The organism is Haloarcula sp. Atlit-120R (assembly GCF_003665885.1).
GTDB classification, from domain to species: domain Archaea; phylum Halobacteriota; class Halobacteria; order Halobacteriales; family Haloarculaceae; genus Haloarcula; species Haloarcula taiwanensis.
The window spans coordinates 21,850-39,387 of the sequence record NZ_QPLN01000012.1 but is presented as its reverse complement, the minus strand read 5'-3'; the positions used below and the strand labels follow the sequence as shown (position 1 = coordinate 39,387).

Below are 17,538 nucleotides of genomic sequence, written 5' to 3'. Positions count from 1 at the left end.
CACCAGTCCCGTCGTCAGCCGGGCCGGGCGGCCTTTGAACCACTTGATCGGGTAGGCTGTCTTTGTCAGCACCGACGTGTACTCGCCGATCACGTAGAACACCATCCCGATGATGGCCCAGCCGGTCACCGTTGCCGTCGTCACGTCTGGCATCGGCTCACCTCCACGCTGTCCGCCGTTCTTGCTCGATACGTCCGCTTGATGTGTTCGTTCTGAATCATGAGTTTAGCCGTCCGTTCGGTTGTCAATCTGTTCGCGAGCTTTCAGCAGCAGTTTCAGCAACAACAGCGCCGCCAGCCCAGCGACGAACTTCGAGGCCGTCGCCTGCGTGATCGGCAGGACCGGCGTGGAGCTGACCAACAACGTCGCCCCGTAGAACAACTGTCCGAGGTTCGCCCAGCCCCACTGCAGTAGCACCGCCAGCACGTCGAACTGGAATGCCCCGAACAGTGTCGTCGCCGTTGCCGTTGCCGCACTTGCTGGGTGGGTGAGAAACTCTTTGAGCGACATCAGTTGATGAAGGCACCTCCACCGGGGATGAAGTCCAGCGCAATCTCGATGGCTGTCCGCAGGTACGTCGAGTACGCGACCACGACAATCGCGAACACAATCGCCGCGCCCAGCAGTCCCGCCGGTCCCGTCCAGTTGAAAAAGTCGATTAGCAACTGGACACCAGAACCGATGACACTGAGCACTGGCTCACCGATTGCGGACCCAGCGTCGATGAGCGTCGTCGCGATGACGACCGGCACATCCACGAGCCCGAGGTCACCAACTGTCGATGACCGCGAATCGCCGAAAAACACGTAGTTGATGGCCCAGAGGACTTTCTCAACGACTCCCTCGACGCCGTTCAGCAGCGGCGTCAAGATGAGCCCCAGAATGAAGCCGGTCGGAGAGGACGCGAATGCTTTCAGCGACGGCGGGAGGGCAGGGCCATCGCCGCCGCCGTTGGATGACTGTGACACTGTCAGTCACCCCCGGAAAGCCGTTGGGCTCCCTCTCGAAGGCCGCGCACGACGACGAACAGCGTCAACAGGGTGAACCCCACTGCAACGAGGTAGCCCCAGAGCCCGAACTGTTCGACGCTGCTGGCCCAGAGGTCCTTTTGATACCACTTCAGAATCGGGACGAACAGCTCACCCAGCACGCCCGATCCCGTCGGCGTCTCGCCGGTCGACACTTCCCCGACGAACGACGTTGCGCCCTCGATGAGCCGCTCGGGGATGCCGAACAGCTCGTCGATGTACCTCCGAAGGCCGATGTACACCGTCGCGACCGTCGACAGGAGTATCGACGCGCCGACGCGAGTCCAGTTGACCGGGTTCGCCGTATCGACGATGCGGTAATCTTCAAACTCCGAGTTGGAGTCGGCGTTATTAATCAAGCCCGTCAGCCCCGAGTCATCAGCCATCGGCAGCGACCTCCGAGTTGTGGGGCTGGCGAGCCGTCATTCGTCGACCGTCTCCTCCTCAGTTAGGCGGTCTGCCAGCCACTCTGGCACCGACATCGGCGGCATGGGCGGACCAGACCGCTCTAATCGGATAAACGAGGCAATCAACCAAGCGCTGCTGGCAGCAGCGACGATGCCTGCCGACAGCACAGGATTCGTCGCGAATGGACGAACGATGAGGGTTGCAATGGCGGCACTGAAGTCGGCAGTCGGGACCACCACAACGAACCCAAACAGCAATACAACCACTCCCAGCAAGTCAAGCTGGCGAGCCGTCATTCGTCTATCGTCTCCTCCTCTTCGACGCCGAAGATATCCGTTGGCACGTCGATAGGCAGGCCCGGCAGCACATCGCCAGTCTCGTCCTCACGGAGATAGCGCACGACTGCGTACAGCCCGATCATCACCAGCCCGACAGTCACTGGGAACGCGAACAGTCCGGCCAACGTCTCGCCCAGAATCGAACGCAGGACGGTTTCCGAGACATCCGCACCAGCAATCAGCAGATTCCCGGGAGCCTCGAAGAGCCCAGTCAGCAATGACCCAATCGCATCGCCCGCGTTGTTGAACGGCTGGGCAAAGAAGTTCGCCACTGCGTTCACCACGTCGATGACTGCGACAACTGGCGACACAATCAGGCCGATAATCGACGCAGACAGCACTTTACCCGCGTCTCCGCCATTCTGAAGGAAGGTCGTGATGCCGCTCAGTGACTCCTGTCCGCTGCCGTCACCGAGGCTAAGACTCGGATCATCGCTGCCTCCGCCATCAGCACCGGTCTGGTTCATCCCGTCTCACCCCGCAATCCGGCGCTTGATCGGGTCGAACAGCCCCAGTAGGAACGCCGCCGCCCCCAGCAGCGCTGCAATGAGGATGTTCACCGGCGTCAGCAGGCCATCCCCGCCACCGCCGAAGATGCCACTGCCGCCCGATTCCTGCTGGACGATCTCGCCGATCTCGATGGACTCCGCTGATTCGGAGTCGCTGTCGGTCCCGTCCTCTTCGACGAGGATACGGTAGCTGTCGTACTCCGACGAGTCAACGGCGAATGTCTTCTCCGTGGTCTCGCCGTCGGCTGCCGACACCTGCCCGGAGTCAACCTGCGTAGTGATGCCGTCAGACACGCCATAGACAGTGTAATCGACGCTCTGCCCGCTGGTGTTGGTCACTTCGAGGTAGACCTGCTGGGTCTGGTTGTCCACTGCGACGGTCTTGTCCGCCAGCGTGTCCGAGGTGGAAGTCTCCGTCGCTGTCGCGGTCTCGGTCGTCGCTGCGGCCGCGCCGCCAACGCCAGCGACGGCCATGCTGGCACAGATAAGGCCAGCCAGCAGCAGCGCAATCGGTCGTGAACTGTTCTTGTCAGTCGAGAATAGTCCTATCATAGGTCTGAATCCCCGGTTTCGGGCTGGGGAACGCCCTGGTTGTCTGTCTGGTCCGTGCCGCCGTCGGTCGCCGCCAACCGGGCAGCTGCAGTCGAGTCGTCAACCCTCGACGGACTCTGCAGCCGCCGTCGGTCAGCATCGGCATCAGCGCAATCGCCAGAACAGTAGTAGAAGGCCGCTTGTCGTCGGAGCATCACCACCGACAGCGGCCCGAGTCGGCCCCGCCGCGGGCCCGAACTGCAGTGGACGACGGTATGCTCGTCAAAGCTGTCCCGGCCGGAGTGGTTGACAATCCGGTCGCCACAGTGGTCGCACGAGCCATCTACCTCCGGCGTGGCAACCTCATAGGCCACATAGCCGCCCAGCAGGGCAGCACCGACGCCGACGACCAGTCCGTCGACGATGCCGCCGCCGACAGTTGCCGCAGTCATCAGCGTCCAGCCGGCGTAGGCCAGTCCGGTGACGGCGAGCCCGATACCGAGCCAGCCCACCACCGAGAGGTCCGACCGGCGCGCGTTGTCGACTTCGATGAGGCTCACACGCCACCTCCAGCGATCAGGGTTGCTGTGAGGTCCCGACTCGCGCCGGCAATCTCATGCCGTGTTCGCACGCGTCGACGGGTGTCGACCCTGTGCCATTCGGTTCGATACGGTTGATACGCGGGCTTGGCCGCGTTGGCCGGCGATTGTCGGTCGCCGGGGTCGTGTTCGCGCATGGGTAGGGGTACTGTCCGAAGCTAGACTACGGACGCGACGGGAGTCGCGATGGCCGAATAAATCCCCTAGGAAAATTACAAGAGTCTGTACGATGCTGTCAGTGCCTGAAACGCTGCTGTAAGATGCTGTAAGAGCTATGTAAGAGTTGACTGCCACCTGAGCCGATGGCTTTATTCTAGAATGTTGCCAATGAAGTCATATGTCACAGACAGCGATTCTGGGGCGGGACATTATCCTACGGGGCCAGGTTTCACTGTATTTGAGCATTGACGCTGACTGGGTGTCCCGTGCGGGGCTTGATATGGAAGACACGTGCCGACTGCAGCTTGGCGGTGTTGAGGATGGCGCACTGACTGTCACGCTGTTTATCGACCAAGATTACAGCGATAGTGACAACCCACCGGGACAGTTCGACATCGATCCCATCGACGTCCAAACGGACATTCAGTGGTGCCTGCCCTCCGACATCCGTCATGACCGTGGGATTACCGGAGAGTTCGGGTACAATGCGGAATATCTCGGCGACGGCCGCATTGAGTATCGTTTGGTGTCTCCGTCCGCTCGTGATGACCGACTGCTAGCGTGACTGGTGGGCTCGTTATCGTCGGTTCTGGCTGCTATGGAGGGAATATCTCTCAATTAGTGCTCATCCGGAGGTACATGTGGCGCAACATGTATGACGTACGCAGCGGTACTACCGAGTATGGCAGCAGACGACGCTCCTGAAGAGACAAAGGTTAGCGACCGGGGGATGGTTACGATCCCGGCATCGCTGCGTCGCCGGCTCGATATCGAACCTGGCGATAAACTCCGCTGGGACACTGACGATGATGGGACGCTCGTCGTAGAGGTTGTCAAGCAACACTACGGTGCGTTTGATGACTTTGAGCCCGTCTCGATGGGTGGCGATGGGCAAGAGACGCACGACCTCGCTGGACATGAGGATGAGTCTGGCCTTCCAGGGGACAACTGATGGCAGTTGCAGTAGTGGATACAGGTGTTCTCATTGGGATGGCAGATGCCGATGACCAGCACCACGACACCGCGATGGAGATCGTCCGTGGGATGGATCACGGCGACTTACCGACAGGACATGTAACAAACTACGTTGCCCTCGAAACGCTCAATTGGATACACAATCGAAAGCGCCAGCAGAAGGCTGTCGAGACGTATGAGCGGCTCAATCAGTCCGCTGGGTTTGAGGTCCGCCAGGCGGCACAGAAGGACTTTACCAACGCTCTTGATCTGTTCGAAACGTACGACGGGCTCTCCCTTGGTGACGCAACCATTGCCGCGTACATGCAGCGAGAGGGGGTTGACTATTTGTATTCGTTCGATGATGACTTTGACGTGATTGCGGATATCACTCGACTGGAGACGGCGGATAATCCGTTCTAGTGAATTGTTAGGCGGCGCTTGATCCAACTTTGCCGTCACACCCGTTGTGAACGACTGGATCGCCGTGGTCGCTCCGTTCGTGTTACGATTACTCACTACACTCCTGAAAACAGGGGGTCGCTCCCGGCTCCTGCAGCTAGCAGACAGCGGCGTCAGCGGCGGCAGGGCATGTGCCACCGCGTCCGACAGCGTCGGTTCAGTGGCGATTGTCGTTCTATTCGGTGCGTGTCACAGGGTTAGGGCGATGACTCCACCACAACGGGTGTGACGCCACCCGTCGCGGCTTTGTGGTCGCTGTTCTCCAGCAGATCGAGGCCGACGTAGCGTTTCTCAAGTAGTCCTTCGGCGGTTGCCATATCCATCGCGAGGAGCTCGGTTTTGGTCTGGTCCCGGCCGACCTGCCGCGTTTTCTCGACGATGTCGCCACCGCCGATCTCGATGAGCTTCTCCCAGACGCGCTTGATTGTCTGGCGATGGGGTTCCTTCCCGAGTTCGGCGGTGAGGGCGGTCTGCAGGTCGTCTTTTTCACCTTGAGACAAAGCAAGACCACGTGTTGAGGGCGGGTAAATCGCCGTTTGGAGTATTTTGACGAGTAGCGAGCAACCACTTGTTGTGCCAACTCGAATGCTCGTTCGACAAATCGAAGGAGTTCGGATTTCGGAAGGTCGTCCATCAATCACCCATCAGTGGGTGAACTCGTTACCTTCTGAGGATTTCAACAAGGCCATTTGTTCCTGTTTCTGGTCAAATTCGCGGAGTAACGCTGTAGCTTCCGAGTCCTAATCAAGTGCTTCGCTCGCCTCGGCGAATTCGCGATATGTCTCGGAGTCTGTGAGTGTCTGTATGAACGTTTGAAACTTGTCTTCGACGGCTTGCTCCTCGAACTGGAGTTCACTCATGACATCCTCACCTCCTGTTTCTTCGTGAGTTCCGAGAGGCTGGTAATCTCGTCACCGAAGGCGCGCAGTTCGTCGAGCCCGACCGGCTCGTCCCGGCGCAGCGGCGCCGGCATCATCGGGGTCTCGAAATTACAAAAGATAGAATACTGCCTTCAGCTGTACTCTCTAACGATCTAAATAGTAGTGCTATTTCCGCACAAACAGGAATTTCTCCCCATAGAACCTGTTAGTGGTGAGTTGGCACTACCGATTGACCGATCGGTGTCATATAGCGACTTCTTTCAGCGTGTCATAGAAACGTTCGCAACCTTGTTGCAGTCATCGATGAACGATTGGTACAGGTGGAATGTCTACCAGTCCGATCTGCTCAATCTGTAGCCCGCTCCGGGAAAAATACGCCAGCCTCATAAGATGGTTCCGGCACCAGTTAGAAATAGCGAGTCCACTGATGTACATCTTAACGAGGAATTGTTTTTTGATGGCTCGGTATTTTTCACTCGAGTACGTTAGAGCTGCCTTGGTCAAGCGGATCTTCGATATCACCAATGATCGTTTCCAGCAGGTCAGTGACGGTCACCAGTCCAATAACCTCGCCGTCTTCGATGATGAGAGCCATCTCTTGTCGCTCTGTCTGGAACTGATCGATCGCGTCGCTCACATCGGTATCGGGCGAAAGCGTCATCGTCGGTGCCGCCAGTTCAGTGAACGCACCGTTGCCACTGGCGAGTTCCTCACGATGGCTGAACAGAGCTGGACTGTAGACGATCCCATGGAACTCAGTCAAATCCTCACCGATTAGTGGATACCGTGTATGAGGGTGCTCCTCGAGCTTTGCGAAGTTCGCTTCAGCTGAATCCTCCGTTGATATGGCTATGATTTCTTCGGTGGGGACCATGACCTCTCTCACCGACTGTTCACCAATCGTCAACGCGTTCATAATCTCTTCACGGCGCTCTGCAGGCAATTCACCCTCTTCGAGTACCGATCCAAGCCGGTTCCGAAGGTCAGCGCGGGTTTCGATGACTTCTGTTTCGGTTTCTGTCCATGCCTGAGTCATCTCGATGCCGAACAGGCCCAGTGTTGCCTTTGCAACCGAATCACCGACCCAGATAGCTGGAGCGAGTATCTTGGCAAACCAGTACAGCGGCCGTGACCCATACCGGGCGACCTGTTTGGAGCGTTCGACACCAAGGTAGGTAGGCGTCTGTTCCCCGTGTGTGAGGTGGACTAAGTTGATAATAAGAAAGCCGAGTAACGAGCCAGCCCCGACCGATGCGAACGTGGTGTTCTCGAACACCGGTTCGATCAGAGCCGCTAGTCCAGGTTCGGCGATAATCCCGAGAGCGATACTGGTTGCGGAGATCCAGACCTGGCAAGTGGTTAAGTAAAACTCCAGATCAGTGGTCATTTCCCAGGCAAGCTCAAGCCCGGGCGTATCGAACTCCGATTTGGAATACTGTCTGACACGGGTCAGCGCGAACTCGATCGCGACGAAATACGCGTTCACCCCGATGAGAATGATACCACCGAGAATCCGTAATCCAATCTCAAGCGGCTCCATCATCCCGCCGTACCAATACCAGACAGAAAGTAGTGCGCAGTTCAAGATCAGTAAACGTACTCTCTGGGCGGCTGTTTCAATCCGGAGTTTGGCGAAACCAGTCCCCGTGATTGTTTTATGAACGCTTCAACGATGCCATCCGGCCACTCCGGCGCTGGAAGCAACTCCGCAATTCCGATACAGGCGAAGCTGTGTTCCTTAGTCTCGATAACGCGGCGAAGATATTGGACCCGACGCCGTCAGTTACAACGCAGTCGGCTCGGAACATATTGTCAGTGCTGTGTGAGTGCCTTGACTACGAGTCTGGGGACCCACTGAACCCACACGGCAATCGCCGGCGTTGTGATGATCATCGCTGGGAGCGGTCAACTCTATCTATCAGCTATCGTATACTGATACGGCGATTGAGGTGTACAAGCAGTACGGTTCTAATAATACAATACTGTTGTGGTGAATGCTCCAAAGTGGGAACCGTGAGGCTACTCATAAGCTATTGTGCCATAGCGTAAGGTGAATGGGTCCAATCACACTATTGAGTGCTGTCGATCCAGTATTGGCAGCATTCCTCCCTCCAGAACTCGCGAGCCGTACGCAGTTCGGATGGACAATTTCCGTTCACATCATCTTCGCGTCCCTTTCGATCGGGCTTGCACCGTTTATCGTCTACTTTACCTGGAAAGACGTGCGGACGAACGAGCAGCGGTATACGCGATTGCGCTCGTTCTGGGTGAAGGTTTTCGGCGCCGGCTTCGTGATGGGTACAGTCACCGGGATTCCGATGAGCTTCCAGTTCGGCACAAACTTCCCACAGTTCGCCGAGGTAGCCGGTGAACTGATCGGCGGCCCGCTGGCCTTCGAAGCGAAGATGGCGTTCTTCTTAGAGGCCGTCTTCCTCGGCGTGTTGCTGTACGGCCGCGATCGCGTCAAGGATCGGACCTACGTCATCTCGTCGGTACTCGTCGGCTTCGGTGCCTGGCTGTCGGGGTTCTGGATCTTGATCGTCAACGCCTGGATGCAGACCCCACGAGGCTACGAGATGGTCACCCGCAACGGGATGGAAATCGCCAAACTAACCGACCCGTTCGCCGCGTTCTTCACCCCGAGAATGCCATGGATGTACGTCCATATGATGAACGCGTCGGTGATCTCGGTCGCACTGCTGGTCGCAGGCGTCTCGGCGTACATCGTCTGGAAAAAGCCCGATGCTGAAGCCTGGAACACCGCACTCAAGTTGGCTGTCGTACTCCTGATCGTCTCCGCACCATTCCAGGCGATCCACGGCGACGCCTACGGCCGCCACGTTGAGGACACCCAGCCACAGAAGTTTGCCGCGATGGAGGCACACTACGAGACGGGGCAGGCCGATCTACACCTGCTCGCGTTTCCGAAGTCACCTGAGGCACTCACCGATCCGCGTGCCGAGAATCTCGTCACCGTAAGCCTCCCCGCGGTTGGGTCGTTCCTCGCCAGTGGCGGGGACTTTGACGCCGAGGTCATCGGACTGAACGAGTACAAGGAGAACCCCCCCGTAGCACTCGTGTTCTGGTCGTTCCGTTTCATGGTGGGGCTCGGGTTCCTGTTCATCGGGCTCGCGCTCTGGGGCGGGTTCCTCATGTACCGAGGCCGGTTGGCCGACAGCACACGCTACCTGAAGGCGATGATCGCTGCATCACCGTTCGGCTACGCTGCGTTGCTCACCGGCTGGTACGTCACCGAGATCGGCCGGCAGCCGTGGGTCATCCAGGACGAGCTCAAGACGAGCGAGGCGGTGTCATCGACGCTCACCGGGGCCGAGGCGACACTGACTCTGGTCGGGTTCGTCGTACTCTACGTCGGGCTGATGCTGACTGCACTGTACATCCTGAAGTGGCTGGTCCGGGAGGAACTCCGGTCACTCGGCGTCCGGGAGTCGAGTGGCGGCCGGTGGCACGGCCCGATTCCGTGGGTGAGTAGCGATGACTGACACGCTGTTGCCCGTCGACGCGTACCTCGTCGAGTCCCTGCCGGAGATCTGGTTCGGCGCCGTGCTGTTCGCGTTGGGGATGTACGTTGTCCTCGACGGGTTCGACTTCGGTATCGGGATGCTTTACGCGACCCGGACGGACGAACGCGAGCGAGAGACGTTCCTGGCGGCGTTCGGACCGGTCTGGGACGCGAACGAGGTGTGGGTCGTCGCCTTCGGGACGATGCTGCTAGCGGCGTTCCCGCGCGTGTACTCGCGCCTGCTGGCGGACAACTATCTGCTCGCGCTCGGATTCGTCGTCGCGTTGGTGTTTCGCGGTCTCGGTCCGGAGCTCCGCGAGCAGCGCGACGACGAGCGCTGGAAGCGCTACACCGACTACGCGTTCATCAGCGGGAGCGTGTTCGCGCCGCTCCTGTTGGGGATGCTCGCGGGTCGCTGGCTGTTCGGCGAGGCGACGCTACCAGTGGCGTTGACTGGCGTCGGCCTAGTCGCCGTCTCGATAGCCACGGGGGCGGCGTTCCTCGCAGCCAAGACCGAGCCCGGTCTGGCATCGGAACTGCGAGCGTACGGCATCGGTGCGACACTGGCGTACCTTGGCGGTGTGGTCGTGCTGCTGGGAACCGTCGTCCTGACCGATGCGGGTGGCGCTGCCGACGCGGTGCTCTCGTTGCCCGTCACTGCAGTCGTCGCTCTCTCGGTCACCGTTGGGCTGGGCGGGAGCGTACTGGCCAGACGCGGCCGGTACCGAGCCTGGCTCGCGAGCGCGCTAGCGCTGCCCACACTGTTGACGATCTTGGTCGCAATGCTGCTGTACCCGACGATTTACCCGCCGACCGGATTGTTGGTCAGAGAAGCGGTCGTGTCGCCACTAGCGCTGAACCTCGTGACCGTCCTCGGGTTTCCGGTCCTGCTGCTGGTACTGTGGTACTTCAAATTCCTCTACGGCGTGTTTAGCGGCCCAATCAAGGGCGAGGGCTACGGGGGATAACCTCACAACCTCTCGTCGTGCCATTCTCCGCTCAGTACTGGTGACTCTCGGATCGTGGGTGTGTACGGGATGATGGAAGCACATCCCCGCGATAGTGTATCACTCTCGGTGTCACACATCACCAGTGCCGCCAACTGGAACGCGACTAAGCGTATCGGCTTGGACTGCTACAGACTGCATTCTGTTGCAGTTTGTCGAGCAGATCTCCAGTTGGGGCCATCAAAGGAAGATAGTTCGATATACATTGAGAACGCCGGTCTCAGCTTCTGAGATTATGCGAGCCCACCAGACTGACGATGCTGATAATCGCCAAAGCCCAGCAGTGGGAAGAAGAGGATACCAAGGAAGGTGAGCCCAAGCCCAAACCCGATACCTCTCCCAAACGCTCGAGCTACTCCAGCATGAATCTTATACAGCGCGTATAGATTTATCACCGGAATAAATATGAGGAGCAACCACCACCATGCATTCTCCCCGATCCGAAGCATGATATAGAGGTTGTATAGCGGAATGATTGCCTTCCACCCTGCATGACCAGCTTTCTTGAATACCATCCACATCCCGGCAATCTGGATGCCAGCAATCAGTAGGTTGAACAGGAGGAGCACAATACCACCGGCATCACTGCTTTGGAGGGGGGTAACTAACACCTCGAGGGGAACCATATCAGTAGTGGTTTACTGATTTAGTAAAAAAGTGGTGAATCTTATAGGCGTGCTTGGACACTGTCTCTGTCGGACGATAGTATTGACTAATAAACAGCTACTCCGGCGCAACGACATCTTCACACATTGGACACTCGGCCCAGATTCCGTCTGTCCCATCGTCTTTCTCGTATTCAACCAGCAGCCACGGAGTTGTGATACGCTCGTCGCAGTTTGGACAGCGACCGAGACTTCGCGTGTCATCAGGCATGGAAAGGGGATGGATGGAGCGTGTGACAGTGGTCCGTCCACGCAAAAATTGCCTGTCTTCGGAAATAAGTGTTAGCCAGGGTCTCGACCTCCCGACACAACGCTGGGGCACGGGCTCGCCGTACTGTCCCGGTTACGAACAGCGCTGGCACTGTATCGGCGATTGGTTCGAGGCAACCGAGGATGGGGAGCTGCCAGAACCGACGACCTGCCCCGAGTGCTCTAACATAGCTTAGTAGCTCGTGAACGTCGTCTTCGCTCATCGTCGGATACGTTGGTGACATCGAGACGAACACGGACACACCGGCCTGCTGGAGTTCGTCTAACGCCTGCCAGCGCGTCATCGGTGGCGGGGCGTTCAGTTCCATGGCTCTGATGAGCGTCGCATCGAAAGACGGAATCGACGATCCGATGGTAACCGAACGAGATCATCGACGGTGGGGAAGTTGCCAGTACCTCTTCACATGGAGGCTATAGACGCCATCCAATTGAGCCGGTCAGCGAGGTGAGAATGTCTCGTGTGTCTTGGACTCGCTTCTACAACCGACGATAGATGATGATCCCACCGAGAACAGCGACGATCATGCTCCCGACAATAAGCAGATTCGTGGGTGAGCCGCCAGACGGCTCGACAGTGTCTGTGGCCGCGGTCTGAGACGGTGTGATTGCTGGCCCACCACTGCTGGTCTGGGTTGAGGTTGATTGCTTGGTGTCTGTCTCGGTCGAGTGTTCAGTTTCCATGGCCGTTGTTGGGGTGTCACCGGGCGTCGGTTCCGTTACTGTCGGTGTGTCCGTCGCTGTTACTGTGTCACCAGAGTCACTGCCGCTGGAGTCGCTACCATCATCGTCATCACCGCCATCATTATCACCGTCATCATTACTGCCACCGGAACTCGACGAGTCCTCCTCGGTAGGCGTTTCTGTTGGTGTCTCCGTTGAAGTTGGAGTCCGTGTTGGTGTCTCCGTTGTGTTCTCTCCGGACTCGACTGTCAGTGTTCCATCGCGGACGCTGGTGACATTGTATGCGGTCCCGGATTCGTCACCGACGGCTGCAACGGTCAGATCCACATCGCTCGTCCCGACAGCCTTGCCGGTGAGCGTGACTGAGACAACAGATATCGAGCCACTGTCGGCGGTATCCATTCCAGTCGCCGCAATGCGGACGCCGTTCGCCTCCTCGGCAGACTGGACTGTTTCTGGATTTCCAGCAACAGACGTGTTCGAGACTGTTGCAACCGATCCGTTGGTGCTTGCAATATCGAGATCCAGTGAACCAACCCCGTCTGTGGTCGACGTGACTACGATATCAACAGTGGTTGTGTTTCCAACCGTAACAGTGTCAGTCGAAGGCTGGACCACGACACTGGTCGTTCCCGCCCCCATCGCGATCCCCGCCCAGAGGGATACTGCTATACAAAGGCCGAATACTGTCGCAAGCTTCCTCATTAAATATACTGTCTCAATAAGTAGGATTAAGTATTCTGGTTACTGATTCAAATTCACAATACTACCTCTGGTGGGGGTTTATATGGCAAGTTCAACGACAAAATTACAAGCGTTATTTGGAGTATTACTATTAGTGACTGTCGGTCCGGTCTCGGGAATGATGACCGGTACCGGGGCTGGCCCGTTGCAGACGGCCGGCAATGATACCCTTGGTACAAGTGCTGGAAACCAGGCTGTTACCACGGCCGGAAACGAGCCAACACGTACACAACCGCAAACACCCGCCTCAACGGCCGGGAACCAGGCGACCGGACCACTTTCGACCAGCTGGAATGGCTCAACCGAGCCGAATGCAACTGCCATTGAGCAGTTAGCGCCCCGGGACAACGACTCTCACCCGTACCCACTTGTCGGTGATAACCAGCCTACTGATCCAGATGGCGACGGACTCTACGAAGACGTCAACGGCGATGGAGCTGTCAATATCGTCGACGTTGACGCCCTATCACGTCACTTGGGATCCACAGCAGCCGGTGCCAACTGGAGTGCGTATGATTACACGGGTGACAACCGAACCGATGTCGGGGATATCCAGTGGCTCTTCGTCGCCACGCGCTCGACGCCCTCGAATGACACTGATGGCGATGGACTTCCGGATGCCTACGAGCGACACGTCACGAAGACCGACCCCAAGGTAGCAGACTCTGACGGGGATGCTGTGATTGACGGCGCAGAAGACTGGGACAATGATACGCTGCCAGCGTATCGCGAATACCGACTCGGTACTGACCCCCGAAGCAACGATACAGACGGTGACGGACTCACTGATGGGGTCGAATCACGGCTCCAGAGCGTTGATCCGACCGACCCCGACACGAATGATGACGGCGTGCAGGACGGCGCTGCCGATCCAGATAACGACTCACTGAGCATCTACAACGAGACCGTCGAAGGAACCCTTACCAACAATCCAGATACGGACGGTGACGGCCTGCTGGATGGGACAGAGGTACACCAGCTTGGAACCGACCCGCTCAAAGCGGATACAGATAGTGATGGCCTTCCAGACGGCGAGGAAGTTCGCCTCGGAACAGACCCACTCGTCGCCGATAGCAACGACAACGGCGTCAGTGACGGTGAAGAGAGCTATACCACGACGGCGGCCAACGAGACGCTCGGAGTCACACTGAGCCTGACTGGCAACGGTGATATCGGCAATGGGACGACCATCGCCCCACAAGACGACCCACGGTTCAACACGTCCCGTGTGGGGAATATGAGTGCCTCGCCAGTGATTGAACTCAACTCCGAGCAAGAATTCTCGTCGGCTAACGTTACCCTGGCATACAACGAGACCGGGGTGGAAAATGAGAGTCAGGACCTCGCCGTGTTCACATACGATCCCGAGGCGGGGATTTTCGTGCCGCTGAACTCCACCGTCGACGCCACTAACAACACGGCCACTGCAGAGACGACCCACTTCTCTACGTTTGCGGTCTTTGACATTTCCAACTGGGCGACGACGTACAACGCAACTGAGCCAGTGCGACAGACCGACGACGATGGTGTCAAGCCTGTCGATACGACGCTGCTTATCGATACGTCTGGGTCGATGGATAATACTGATCCGAACGGCTACGCACAACAATCCGCCCAACGCTTCGTCGGAGGGCTCTTAGATGTTGATCGTGTTGCTGTCTTGGAATTTGCCGGATATGCCGAGGTCGTCCAGCCGTACACGACGGACCACCAGACAGCTAACGACTCGATCAGTAGCTTGGAACCGTACGGGTGGGGGACTGGAACCAAGATCGGGTCTTCTTTGAAAGACGGTATCGAGTACACAGCCCAGAATAGTAACGAATCCACGTCGGAGATACTGATATTCCTAACTGATGGGCGTGGGCCGGGTGGTCCGCAGGAAGCAGAAATTGCAGCTGAAGAGAATATCACTATCTACACCATCGGATTTGAGAGTGCGAGTAGCGACAAATTATCCGATATCGCCACAACAACAGGAGGCGAATCGTACATAGTTGAGGAGGCTGGTGACCTCCCTGAGGTCTTTTGGCGTGTCGCAAATACCACGACCGAGATCAACGATACCGACGGTGACGGCCTGAGTGACGAGATGGAACGCGAGGGGGTCATACTAGGTGGACCCAATGGGGATCGCGTCACGACAGATCCGAAGAGCGCTGACACCGACGGTGACGGCCTCTCCGACAGCAGAGAAATCGGCCAGTACACGGAAGTCAGTTATCGTGGCAGGACCGCCTCCTATTACAACCATCTCGCCAATCCAAGGCAGGTCGACACTGACGGCGATGGCCTCAATGATGGTGCAGAACAGGCAATCGGAACAGATCCAAGAGATATCGATACTTCCGGCGACGGACTAAATGACTTGGTTGATCCAGCACCTACTGAAACGACGCTTCCACCAGAATTCAACTTTACGACGTCGATCAATTATCTCCGATCATTTGGTCAGCCAAGCACAGCAAATGACTTGGAGATTGTTGCAAGACCGACTGGCTCAGCAGGGAGTATCAATGAGATTAGGGTACGACAGTATATTGAGGCCCCAGTGTTGGGCGATTCATGGAACAATAAGACATACACACAGGACGACTTTTCGGTAGGCCAAGACGGTGAAGTTACTATCACACCAGCGTTCGGGGATAGGGGCGGTATCTTCACACCGAGCTTTGTCAGGGTAATTGTTATTGATTCCAATGGTAATCCCGCAGTTGTAAACCATGATATAGAGAACGGTAACGTCGACATATCGGCTGTGGTCAGAGCGACACAGACGACCCCTGTGATCTACGCGGGTACTGGAGCAGCCGCAGGGATTAAATATGGTGCAACAGCGACAGGGATTAGCGTCAGTTCTGCTGGTCTTGTCGTTTCAGGTGCTGCTGCAACTGGAGTCGCGAACTATGCATTGATTGCTGAGACAACTGGCAGCGCACAGGGCCGGTACACGAAGCAGAGCTACGCTAATACACTGCCTGCGACCAAAGTCGAGCGTAAGTGGGACACAAATGAGCTAGCTGCTGTGTCGCTGTATCAAGACAACGGCGTCTCACTTCCTATCCGTCTTCCAAGAGGTGCAGTGTACGAGGAGCCAGCCCCTGCTGGTGAACAACGCGGGTACGGGTGGGACTACATCAAGCGAACGCCCAGGATCAATGATCAAGATGATGTTGGGGAGATCCTGCGCCAGCCGAATGCTATCGAACAGCATGGTGAATACACGGTTGTCATTGGTGATAATCCGAACGGCCAGGGTGAAATCGGACTATGGATCGGCTCAAATGGTATGATCATCGCTGCTACGGAAATCGTTGAGGACCCACTCAGTGATAAAATCGAAATCGATCGTAGCGATAACCACCCTATTCGGGATGACGGAAGTCATATAAATAACTATAATGACATCAGAGAGGTTATTGAGAACCCCTCTGAAATATATCAAAATGGGCGTCACCGTGTCTATATTAAGCAAGTCAACGGCCAAATATACACTGTCCGAACTTATAAACGTAATAATGGTATATATACCATAAGCACAACCGCAATCTATAATTCATATAATGAGCTTAAGAACAAGTTCCTCGACCCAAAAGGATATCCAGATAAACCTATTTATTCAGATGACTAACGAGATCCTACCCACTACACATGACTGGTATTGATAAAAAAGAAGGCGATGGTGACAATACAAATACGGACTTGTCTTCAGCTTACGGAGAGTATCGCCGAGCAGCACGTCGAGCCCGAGAATTAGATGATCTTGAAACAGCAGGCTCCTTTTATGTAGCAGCATCTCGGATTGGAATGGCAGAGTCGTTTCCGTTACCCGATGATAATCGTCCACCAGATGCGTCAACCGCAAATAAATTATTTTTTACACAGGCATTGAGAGAGTTCCTTCTTGGCAGCCTCTGTTTCCGGTTAGCTGACTGTGGCGACCGATGCCAGCGTCACTGTGAACAAGGAGTTGCTATCATGACCGATGTCAGAGATACTCTTTTTCACGATCCCGCTGAGATTGGATTGGGCTACGAGATTATTGGTGACTTCCAGCTCGTGGCTGGTTTTAATAACTATAATGAATCCTATTCCCTTGCCGCCGAACAATATGCGACCATCGACAACGATCTTGGATGGCAGATGGAGGACGGGTTCGATGACTTTTCTCTCATCGCCGTCGAACTGGCTGACTCCGCCGGATTAGGTCCCGAAAACGGTGACCGGGAACGTATCAGGCGGACATCTCTTGATGCACGAGCCAAATTCAAACAAGAGCAATTTCCCGAGGTGATTGAAGCAATAATTACCAGAGGTAATTGGAAATCAGATACAATTTAGCGAAATCTGAATAGTGCTTTCGAAAAGACCCGACAAACGGTTCGGACAAAGGGAGAGTCTCAGTACCTCACAAAGCATCGCCAGTTAACCTACCCTGAGTCGCCTGTTCTATTGGGATGAGCCGTCGGCAGTGGTCGAAGAACGCTAATAGAAGGGGGGTTGCCGCTGTCGGCGGCGATCAGCCGTCGACGCGGCAGCGTTGCCACTCACGAGGCGGCGTCCTCGGTCAGTGATTATCGGTAGAACCGATCGTCCGGTGGCCGGTTCGCGGGGACGGCCCGACGCACCGCGAGGGCCGTCCACGCTGCCCGACACAGCATGTTGATGAACTCCTCGAACGACCAAGACCAGAGGCGACGCCCGCCACGGCGGGGCGTCGCCATTGGTGTTTGGTCACACTTCATCAAGTAGACTTCTCAACTAACGGGCTTTGTGAGG

19 protein-coding genes and 4 pseudogenes are annotated in these 17,538 nt (G+C 56.7%); 8 read left to right on the top strand and 15 right to left on the bottom strand.

Features of this window, described 5'->3' with window-relative positions; all coding sequences use genetic code 11:
• Nucleotides 1-225: 225 nt before the first annotated feature.
• Genes DVK01_RS20850 through DVK01_RS20820 form a run of 7 tightly spaced genes read right to left on the bottom strand, consistent with a single transcriptional unit; the run spans nt 226 to nt 3,374 of the window.
• Nucleotides 226-510: a hypothetical protein gene (locus tag DVK01_RS20850; protein ID WP_121538778.1), complete on the bottom strand. Its 285-nt coding sequence runs from the start codon at nt 508-510 to the stop codon at nt 226-228.
• A complete protein-coding gene (locus DVK01_RS20845) occupies nt 510-968 on the bottom strand; it encodes a hypothetical protein (protein WP_121538776.1) in 459 nt (152 codons plus the stop codon). The genes DVK01_RS20850 and DVK01_RS20845 overlap by 1 nt, the downstream gene beginning before the upstream one ends.
• Nucleotides 969-970: 2 nt before the next feature.
• Nucleotides 971-1,414 (bottom strand): hypothetical protein, encoded by a 444-nt coding sequence (locus tag DVK01_RS20840; protein WP_121538774.1) that lies wholly within the window; start codon nt 1,412-1,414, stop codon nt 971-973.
• Nucleotides 1,415-1,450: 36 nt separating this feature from the next.
• Nucleotides 1,451-1,732 (bottom strand): hypothetical protein, encoded by a 282-nt coding sequence (locus DVK01_RS20835; RefSeq protein WP_121538772.1) that lies wholly within the window; start codon nt 1,730-1,732, stop codon nt 1,451-1,453.
• Nucleotides 1,729-2,241: a hypothetical protein gene (locus DVK01_RS20830; protein WP_121538770.1), complete on the bottom strand. Its 513-nt coding sequence runs from the start codon at nt 2,239-2,241 to the stop codon at nt 1,729-1,731. The genes DVK01_RS20835 and DVK01_RS20830 overlap by 4 nt, the downstream gene beginning before the upstream one ends.
• A 6-nt stretch (nt 2,242-2,247) precedes the next feature.
• Nucleotides 2,248-2,835, bottom strand: a complete 588-nt coding sequence (locus DVK01_RS20825; RefSeq protein ID WP_121538768.1) for a hypothetical protein — start codon at nt 2,833-2,835, stop codon at nt 2,248-2,250.
• On the bottom strand, nt 2,832-3,374 hold the full coding sequence (locus DVK01_RS20820; RefSeq protein WP_233562832.1) for a hypothetical protein: 543 nt from the start codon (nt 3,372-3,374) through the stop codon (nt 2,832-2,834). The genes DVK01_RS20825 and DVK01_RS20820 overlap by 4 nt, the downstream gene beginning before the upstream one ends.
• Before the next feature lie 376 nt (nt 3,375-3,750).
• On the opposite strand from DVK01_RS20820, the gene DVK01_RS20810 reads away from it, so the two are divergent.
• The 3 genes from DVK01_RS20810 to DVK01_RS20800 all read left to right on the top strand — a co-directional run bounded on the left by DVK01_RS20810 (nt 3,751) and on the right by DVK01_RS20800 (nt 4,949).
• Nucleotides 3,751-4,137: a hypothetical protein gene (locus DVK01_RS20810; protein ID WP_121538766.1), complete on the top strand. Its 387-nt coding sequence runs from the start codon at nt 3,751-3,753 to the stop codon at nt 4,135-4,137.
• Between the two features lie 117 nt (nt 4,138-4,254).
• A complete protein-coding gene (locus DVK01_RS20805) occupies nt 4,255-4,524 on the top strand; it encodes an AbrB/MazE/SpoVT family DNA-binding domain-containing protein (protein WP_121538764.1) in 270 nt (89 codons plus the stop codon).
• Entirely contained in the window at nt 4,524-4,949 is a 426-nt protein-coding gene (locus tag DVK01_RS20800; RefSeq protein WP_121538762.1) for a type II toxin-antitoxin system VapC family toxin, read from the top strand. The genes DVK01_RS20805 and DVK01_RS20800 overlap by 1 nt, the downstream gene beginning before the upstream one ends.
• A gap of 236 nt (nt 4,950-5,185) precedes the next feature.
• Here the strand turns inward: DVK01_RS20800 and DVK01_RS20795 are convergent.
• The 3 genes and pseudogenes from DVK01_RS20795 to DVK01_RS20780 form a co-directional block, all read right to left on the bottom strand.
• Nucleotides 5,186-5,473, bottom strand: a pseudogene (locus DVK01_RS20795) (hypothetical protein); the annotation flags it as partial.
• Nucleotides 5,464-5,622, bottom strand: a pseudogene (locus DVK01_RS22695) (IS5/IS1182 family transposase); the annotation flags it as partial. The pseudogenes DVK01_RS20795 and DVK01_RS22695, both read right to left, overlap by 10 nt.
• Nucleotides 5,623-6,341: 719 nt before the next feature.
• A complete protein-coding gene (locus tag DVK01_RS20780) occupies nt 6,342-7,409 on the bottom strand; it encodes a CNNM domain-containing protein (RefSeq protein ID WP_199722405.1) in 1,068 nt (355 codons plus the stop codon).
• Between the two features lie 128 nt (nt 7,410-7,537).
• On the opposite strand from DVK01_RS20780, the pseudogene DVK01_RS22690 reads away from it, so the two are divergent.
• The 3 genes and pseudogenes from DVK01_RS22690 to DVK01_RS20765 form a co-directional block, all read left to right on the top strand.
• Nucleotides 7,538-7,747: pseudogene (locus DVK01_RS22690) on the top strand (hypothetical protein); the annotation flags it as partial.
• 176 nt (nt 7,748-7,923) lie between these two features.
• Complete coding sequence (locus DVK01_RS20770) at nt 7,924-9,372, top strand: cytochrome ubiquinol oxidase subunit I (protein ID WP_121538757.1); 1,449 nt, start codon at nt 7,924-7,926, stop codon at nt 9,370-9,372.
• Nucleotides 9,365-10,360 carry a cytochrome d ubiquinol oxidase subunit II gene (locus DVK01_RS20765; RefSeq protein ID WP_121538755.1) on the top strand — a complete coding sequence of 332 codons (996 nt, stop codon included), beginning with the start codon at nt 9,365-9,367 and terminating at the stop codon, nt 10,358-10,360. The genes DVK01_RS20770 and DVK01_RS20765 overlap by 8 nt, the downstream gene beginning before the upstream one ends.
• A gap of 272 nt (nt 10,361-10,632) precedes the next feature.
• Here the strand turns inward: DVK01_RS20765 and DVK01_RS20760 are convergent, their stop codons facing one another.
• From DVK01_RS20760 to DVK01_RS20750, 4 genes are all read right to left on the bottom strand, one after another.
• Nucleotides 10,633-11,025 (bottom strand): DUF5684 domain-containing protein, encoded by a 393-nt coding sequence (locus tag DVK01_RS20760; RefSeq protein WP_101352087.1) that lies wholly within the window; start codon nt 11,023-11,025, stop codon nt 10,633-10,635.
• Nucleotides 11,026-11,122: 97 nt separating this feature from the next.
• Nucleotides 11,123-11,275: a hypothetical protein gene (locus DVK01_RS22435; protein ID WP_199722404.1), complete on the bottom strand. Its 153-nt coding sequence runs from the start codon at nt 11,273-11,275 to the stop codon at nt 11,123-11,125.
• Nucleotides 11,268-11,642 (bottom strand): hypothetical protein, encoded by a 375-nt coding sequence (locus DVK01_RS23050; protein WP_394337682.1) that lies wholly within the window; start codon nt 11,640-11,642, stop codon nt 11,268-11,270. The genes DVK01_RS22435 and DVK01_RS23050 overlap by 8 nt, the downstream gene beginning before the upstream one ends.
• Nucleotides 11,643-11,811: 169 nt before the next feature.
• Nucleotides 11,812-12,657 carry a hypothetical protein gene (locus DVK01_RS20750; protein ID WP_121538753.1) on the bottom strand — a complete coding sequence of 282 codons (846 nt, stop codon included), beginning with the start codon at nt 12,655-12,657 and terminating at the stop codon, nt 11,812-11,814.
• Between the two features lie 145 nt (nt 12,658-12,802).
• On the opposite strand from DVK01_RS20750, the gene DVK01_RS20745 reads away from it, so the two are divergent.
• Nucleotides 12,803-16,390: a VWA domain-containing protein gene (locus DVK01_RS20745; protein ID WP_121538751.1), complete on the top strand. Its 3,588-nt coding sequence runs from the start codon at nt 12,803-12,805 to the stop codon at nt 16,388-16,390.
• 20 nt (nt 16,391-16,410) lie between these two features.
• Nucleotides 16,411-17,100: a hypothetical protein gene (locus tag DVK01_RS21770; protein ID WP_147435223.1), complete on the top strand. Its 690-nt coding sequence runs from the start codon at nt 16,411-16,413 to the stop codon at nt 17,098-17,100.
• A 233-nt stretch (nt 17,101-17,333) separates the two neighbouring features.
• Here the strand turns inward: DVK01_RS21770 and DVK01_RS20735 are convergent.
• Nucleotides 17,334-17,483: pseudogene (locus tag DVK01_RS20735) on the bottom strand (ISH3 family transposase); the annotation flags it as partial.
• Nucleotides 17,484-17,538 lie beyond the last annotated feature (55 nt).

Coding starts and splice junctions, on each gene's coding strand:
- DVK01_RS20850 (WP_121538778.1), bottom strand. CDS start 510: ATGTCGCTCAAAGAGTTTCTCACCCACCCAGCAAGTGCGGCAACGGCA.
- DVK01_RS20840 (WP_121538774.1), bottom strand. CDS start 1,414: ATGGCTGATGACTCGGGGCTGACGGGCTTGATTAATAACGCCGACTCC.
- DVK01_RS20835 (WP_121538772.1), bottom strand. CDS start 1,732: ATGACGGCTCGCCAGCTTGACTTGCTGGGAGTGGTTGTATTGCTGTTT.
- DVK01_RS20830 (WP_121538770.1), bottom strand. CDS start 2,241: ATGAACCAGACCGGTGCTGATGGCGGAGGCAGCGATGATCCGAGTCTT.
- DVK01_RS20825 (WP_121538768.1), bottom strand. CDS start 2,835: ATGATAGGACTATTCTCGACTGACAAGAACAGTTCACGACCGATTGCG.
- DVK01_RS20810 (WP_121538766.1), top strand. CDS start 3,751: ATGTCACAGACAGCGATTCTGGGGCGGGACATTATCCTACGGGGCCAG.
- DVK01_RS20805 (WP_121538764.1), top strand. CDS start 4,255: ATGGCAGCAGACGACGCTCCTGAAGAGACAAAGGTTAGCGACCGGGGG.
- DVK01_RS20800 (WP_121538762.1), top strand. CDS start 4,524: ATGGCAGTTGCAGTAGTGGATACAGGTGTTCTCATTGGGATGGCAGAT.
- DVK01_RS20780 (WP_199722405.1), bottom strand. CDS start 7,409: ATGGAGCCGCTTGAGATTGGATTACGGATTCTCGGTGGTATCATTCTC.
- DVK01_RS20770 (WP_121538757.1), top strand. CDS start 7,924: ATGGGTCCAATCACACTATTGAGTGCTGTCGATCCAGTATTGGCAGCA.
- DVK01_RS20765 (WP_121538755.1), top strand. CDS start 9,365: ATGACTGACACGCTGTTGCCCGTCGACGCGTACCTCGTCGAGTCCCTG.
- DVK01_RS20760 (WP_101352087.1), bottom strand. CDS start 11,025: ATGGTTCCCCTCGAGGTGTTAGTTACCCCCCTCCAAAGCAGTGATGCC.
- DVK01_RS22435 (WP_199722404.1), bottom strand. CDS start 11,275: ATGCCTGATGACACGCGAAGTCTCGGTCGCTGTCCAAACTGCGACGAG.
- DVK01_RS23050 (WP_394337682.1), bottom strand. CDS start 11,642: ATGGAACTGAACGCCCCGCCACCGATGACGCGCTGGCAGGCGTTAGAC.
- DVK01_RS20750 (WP_121538753.1), bottom strand. CDS start 12,657: ATGGGGGCGGGAACGACCAGTGTCGTGGTCCAGCCTTCGACTGACACT.
- DVK01_RS20745 (WP_121538751.1), top strand. CDS start 12,803: ATGGCAAGTTCAACGACAAAATTACAAGCGTTATTTGGAGTATTACTA.
- DVK01_RS21770 (WP_147435223.1), top strand. CDS start 16,411: ATGACTGGTATTGATAAAAAAGAAGGCGATGGTGACAATACAAATACG.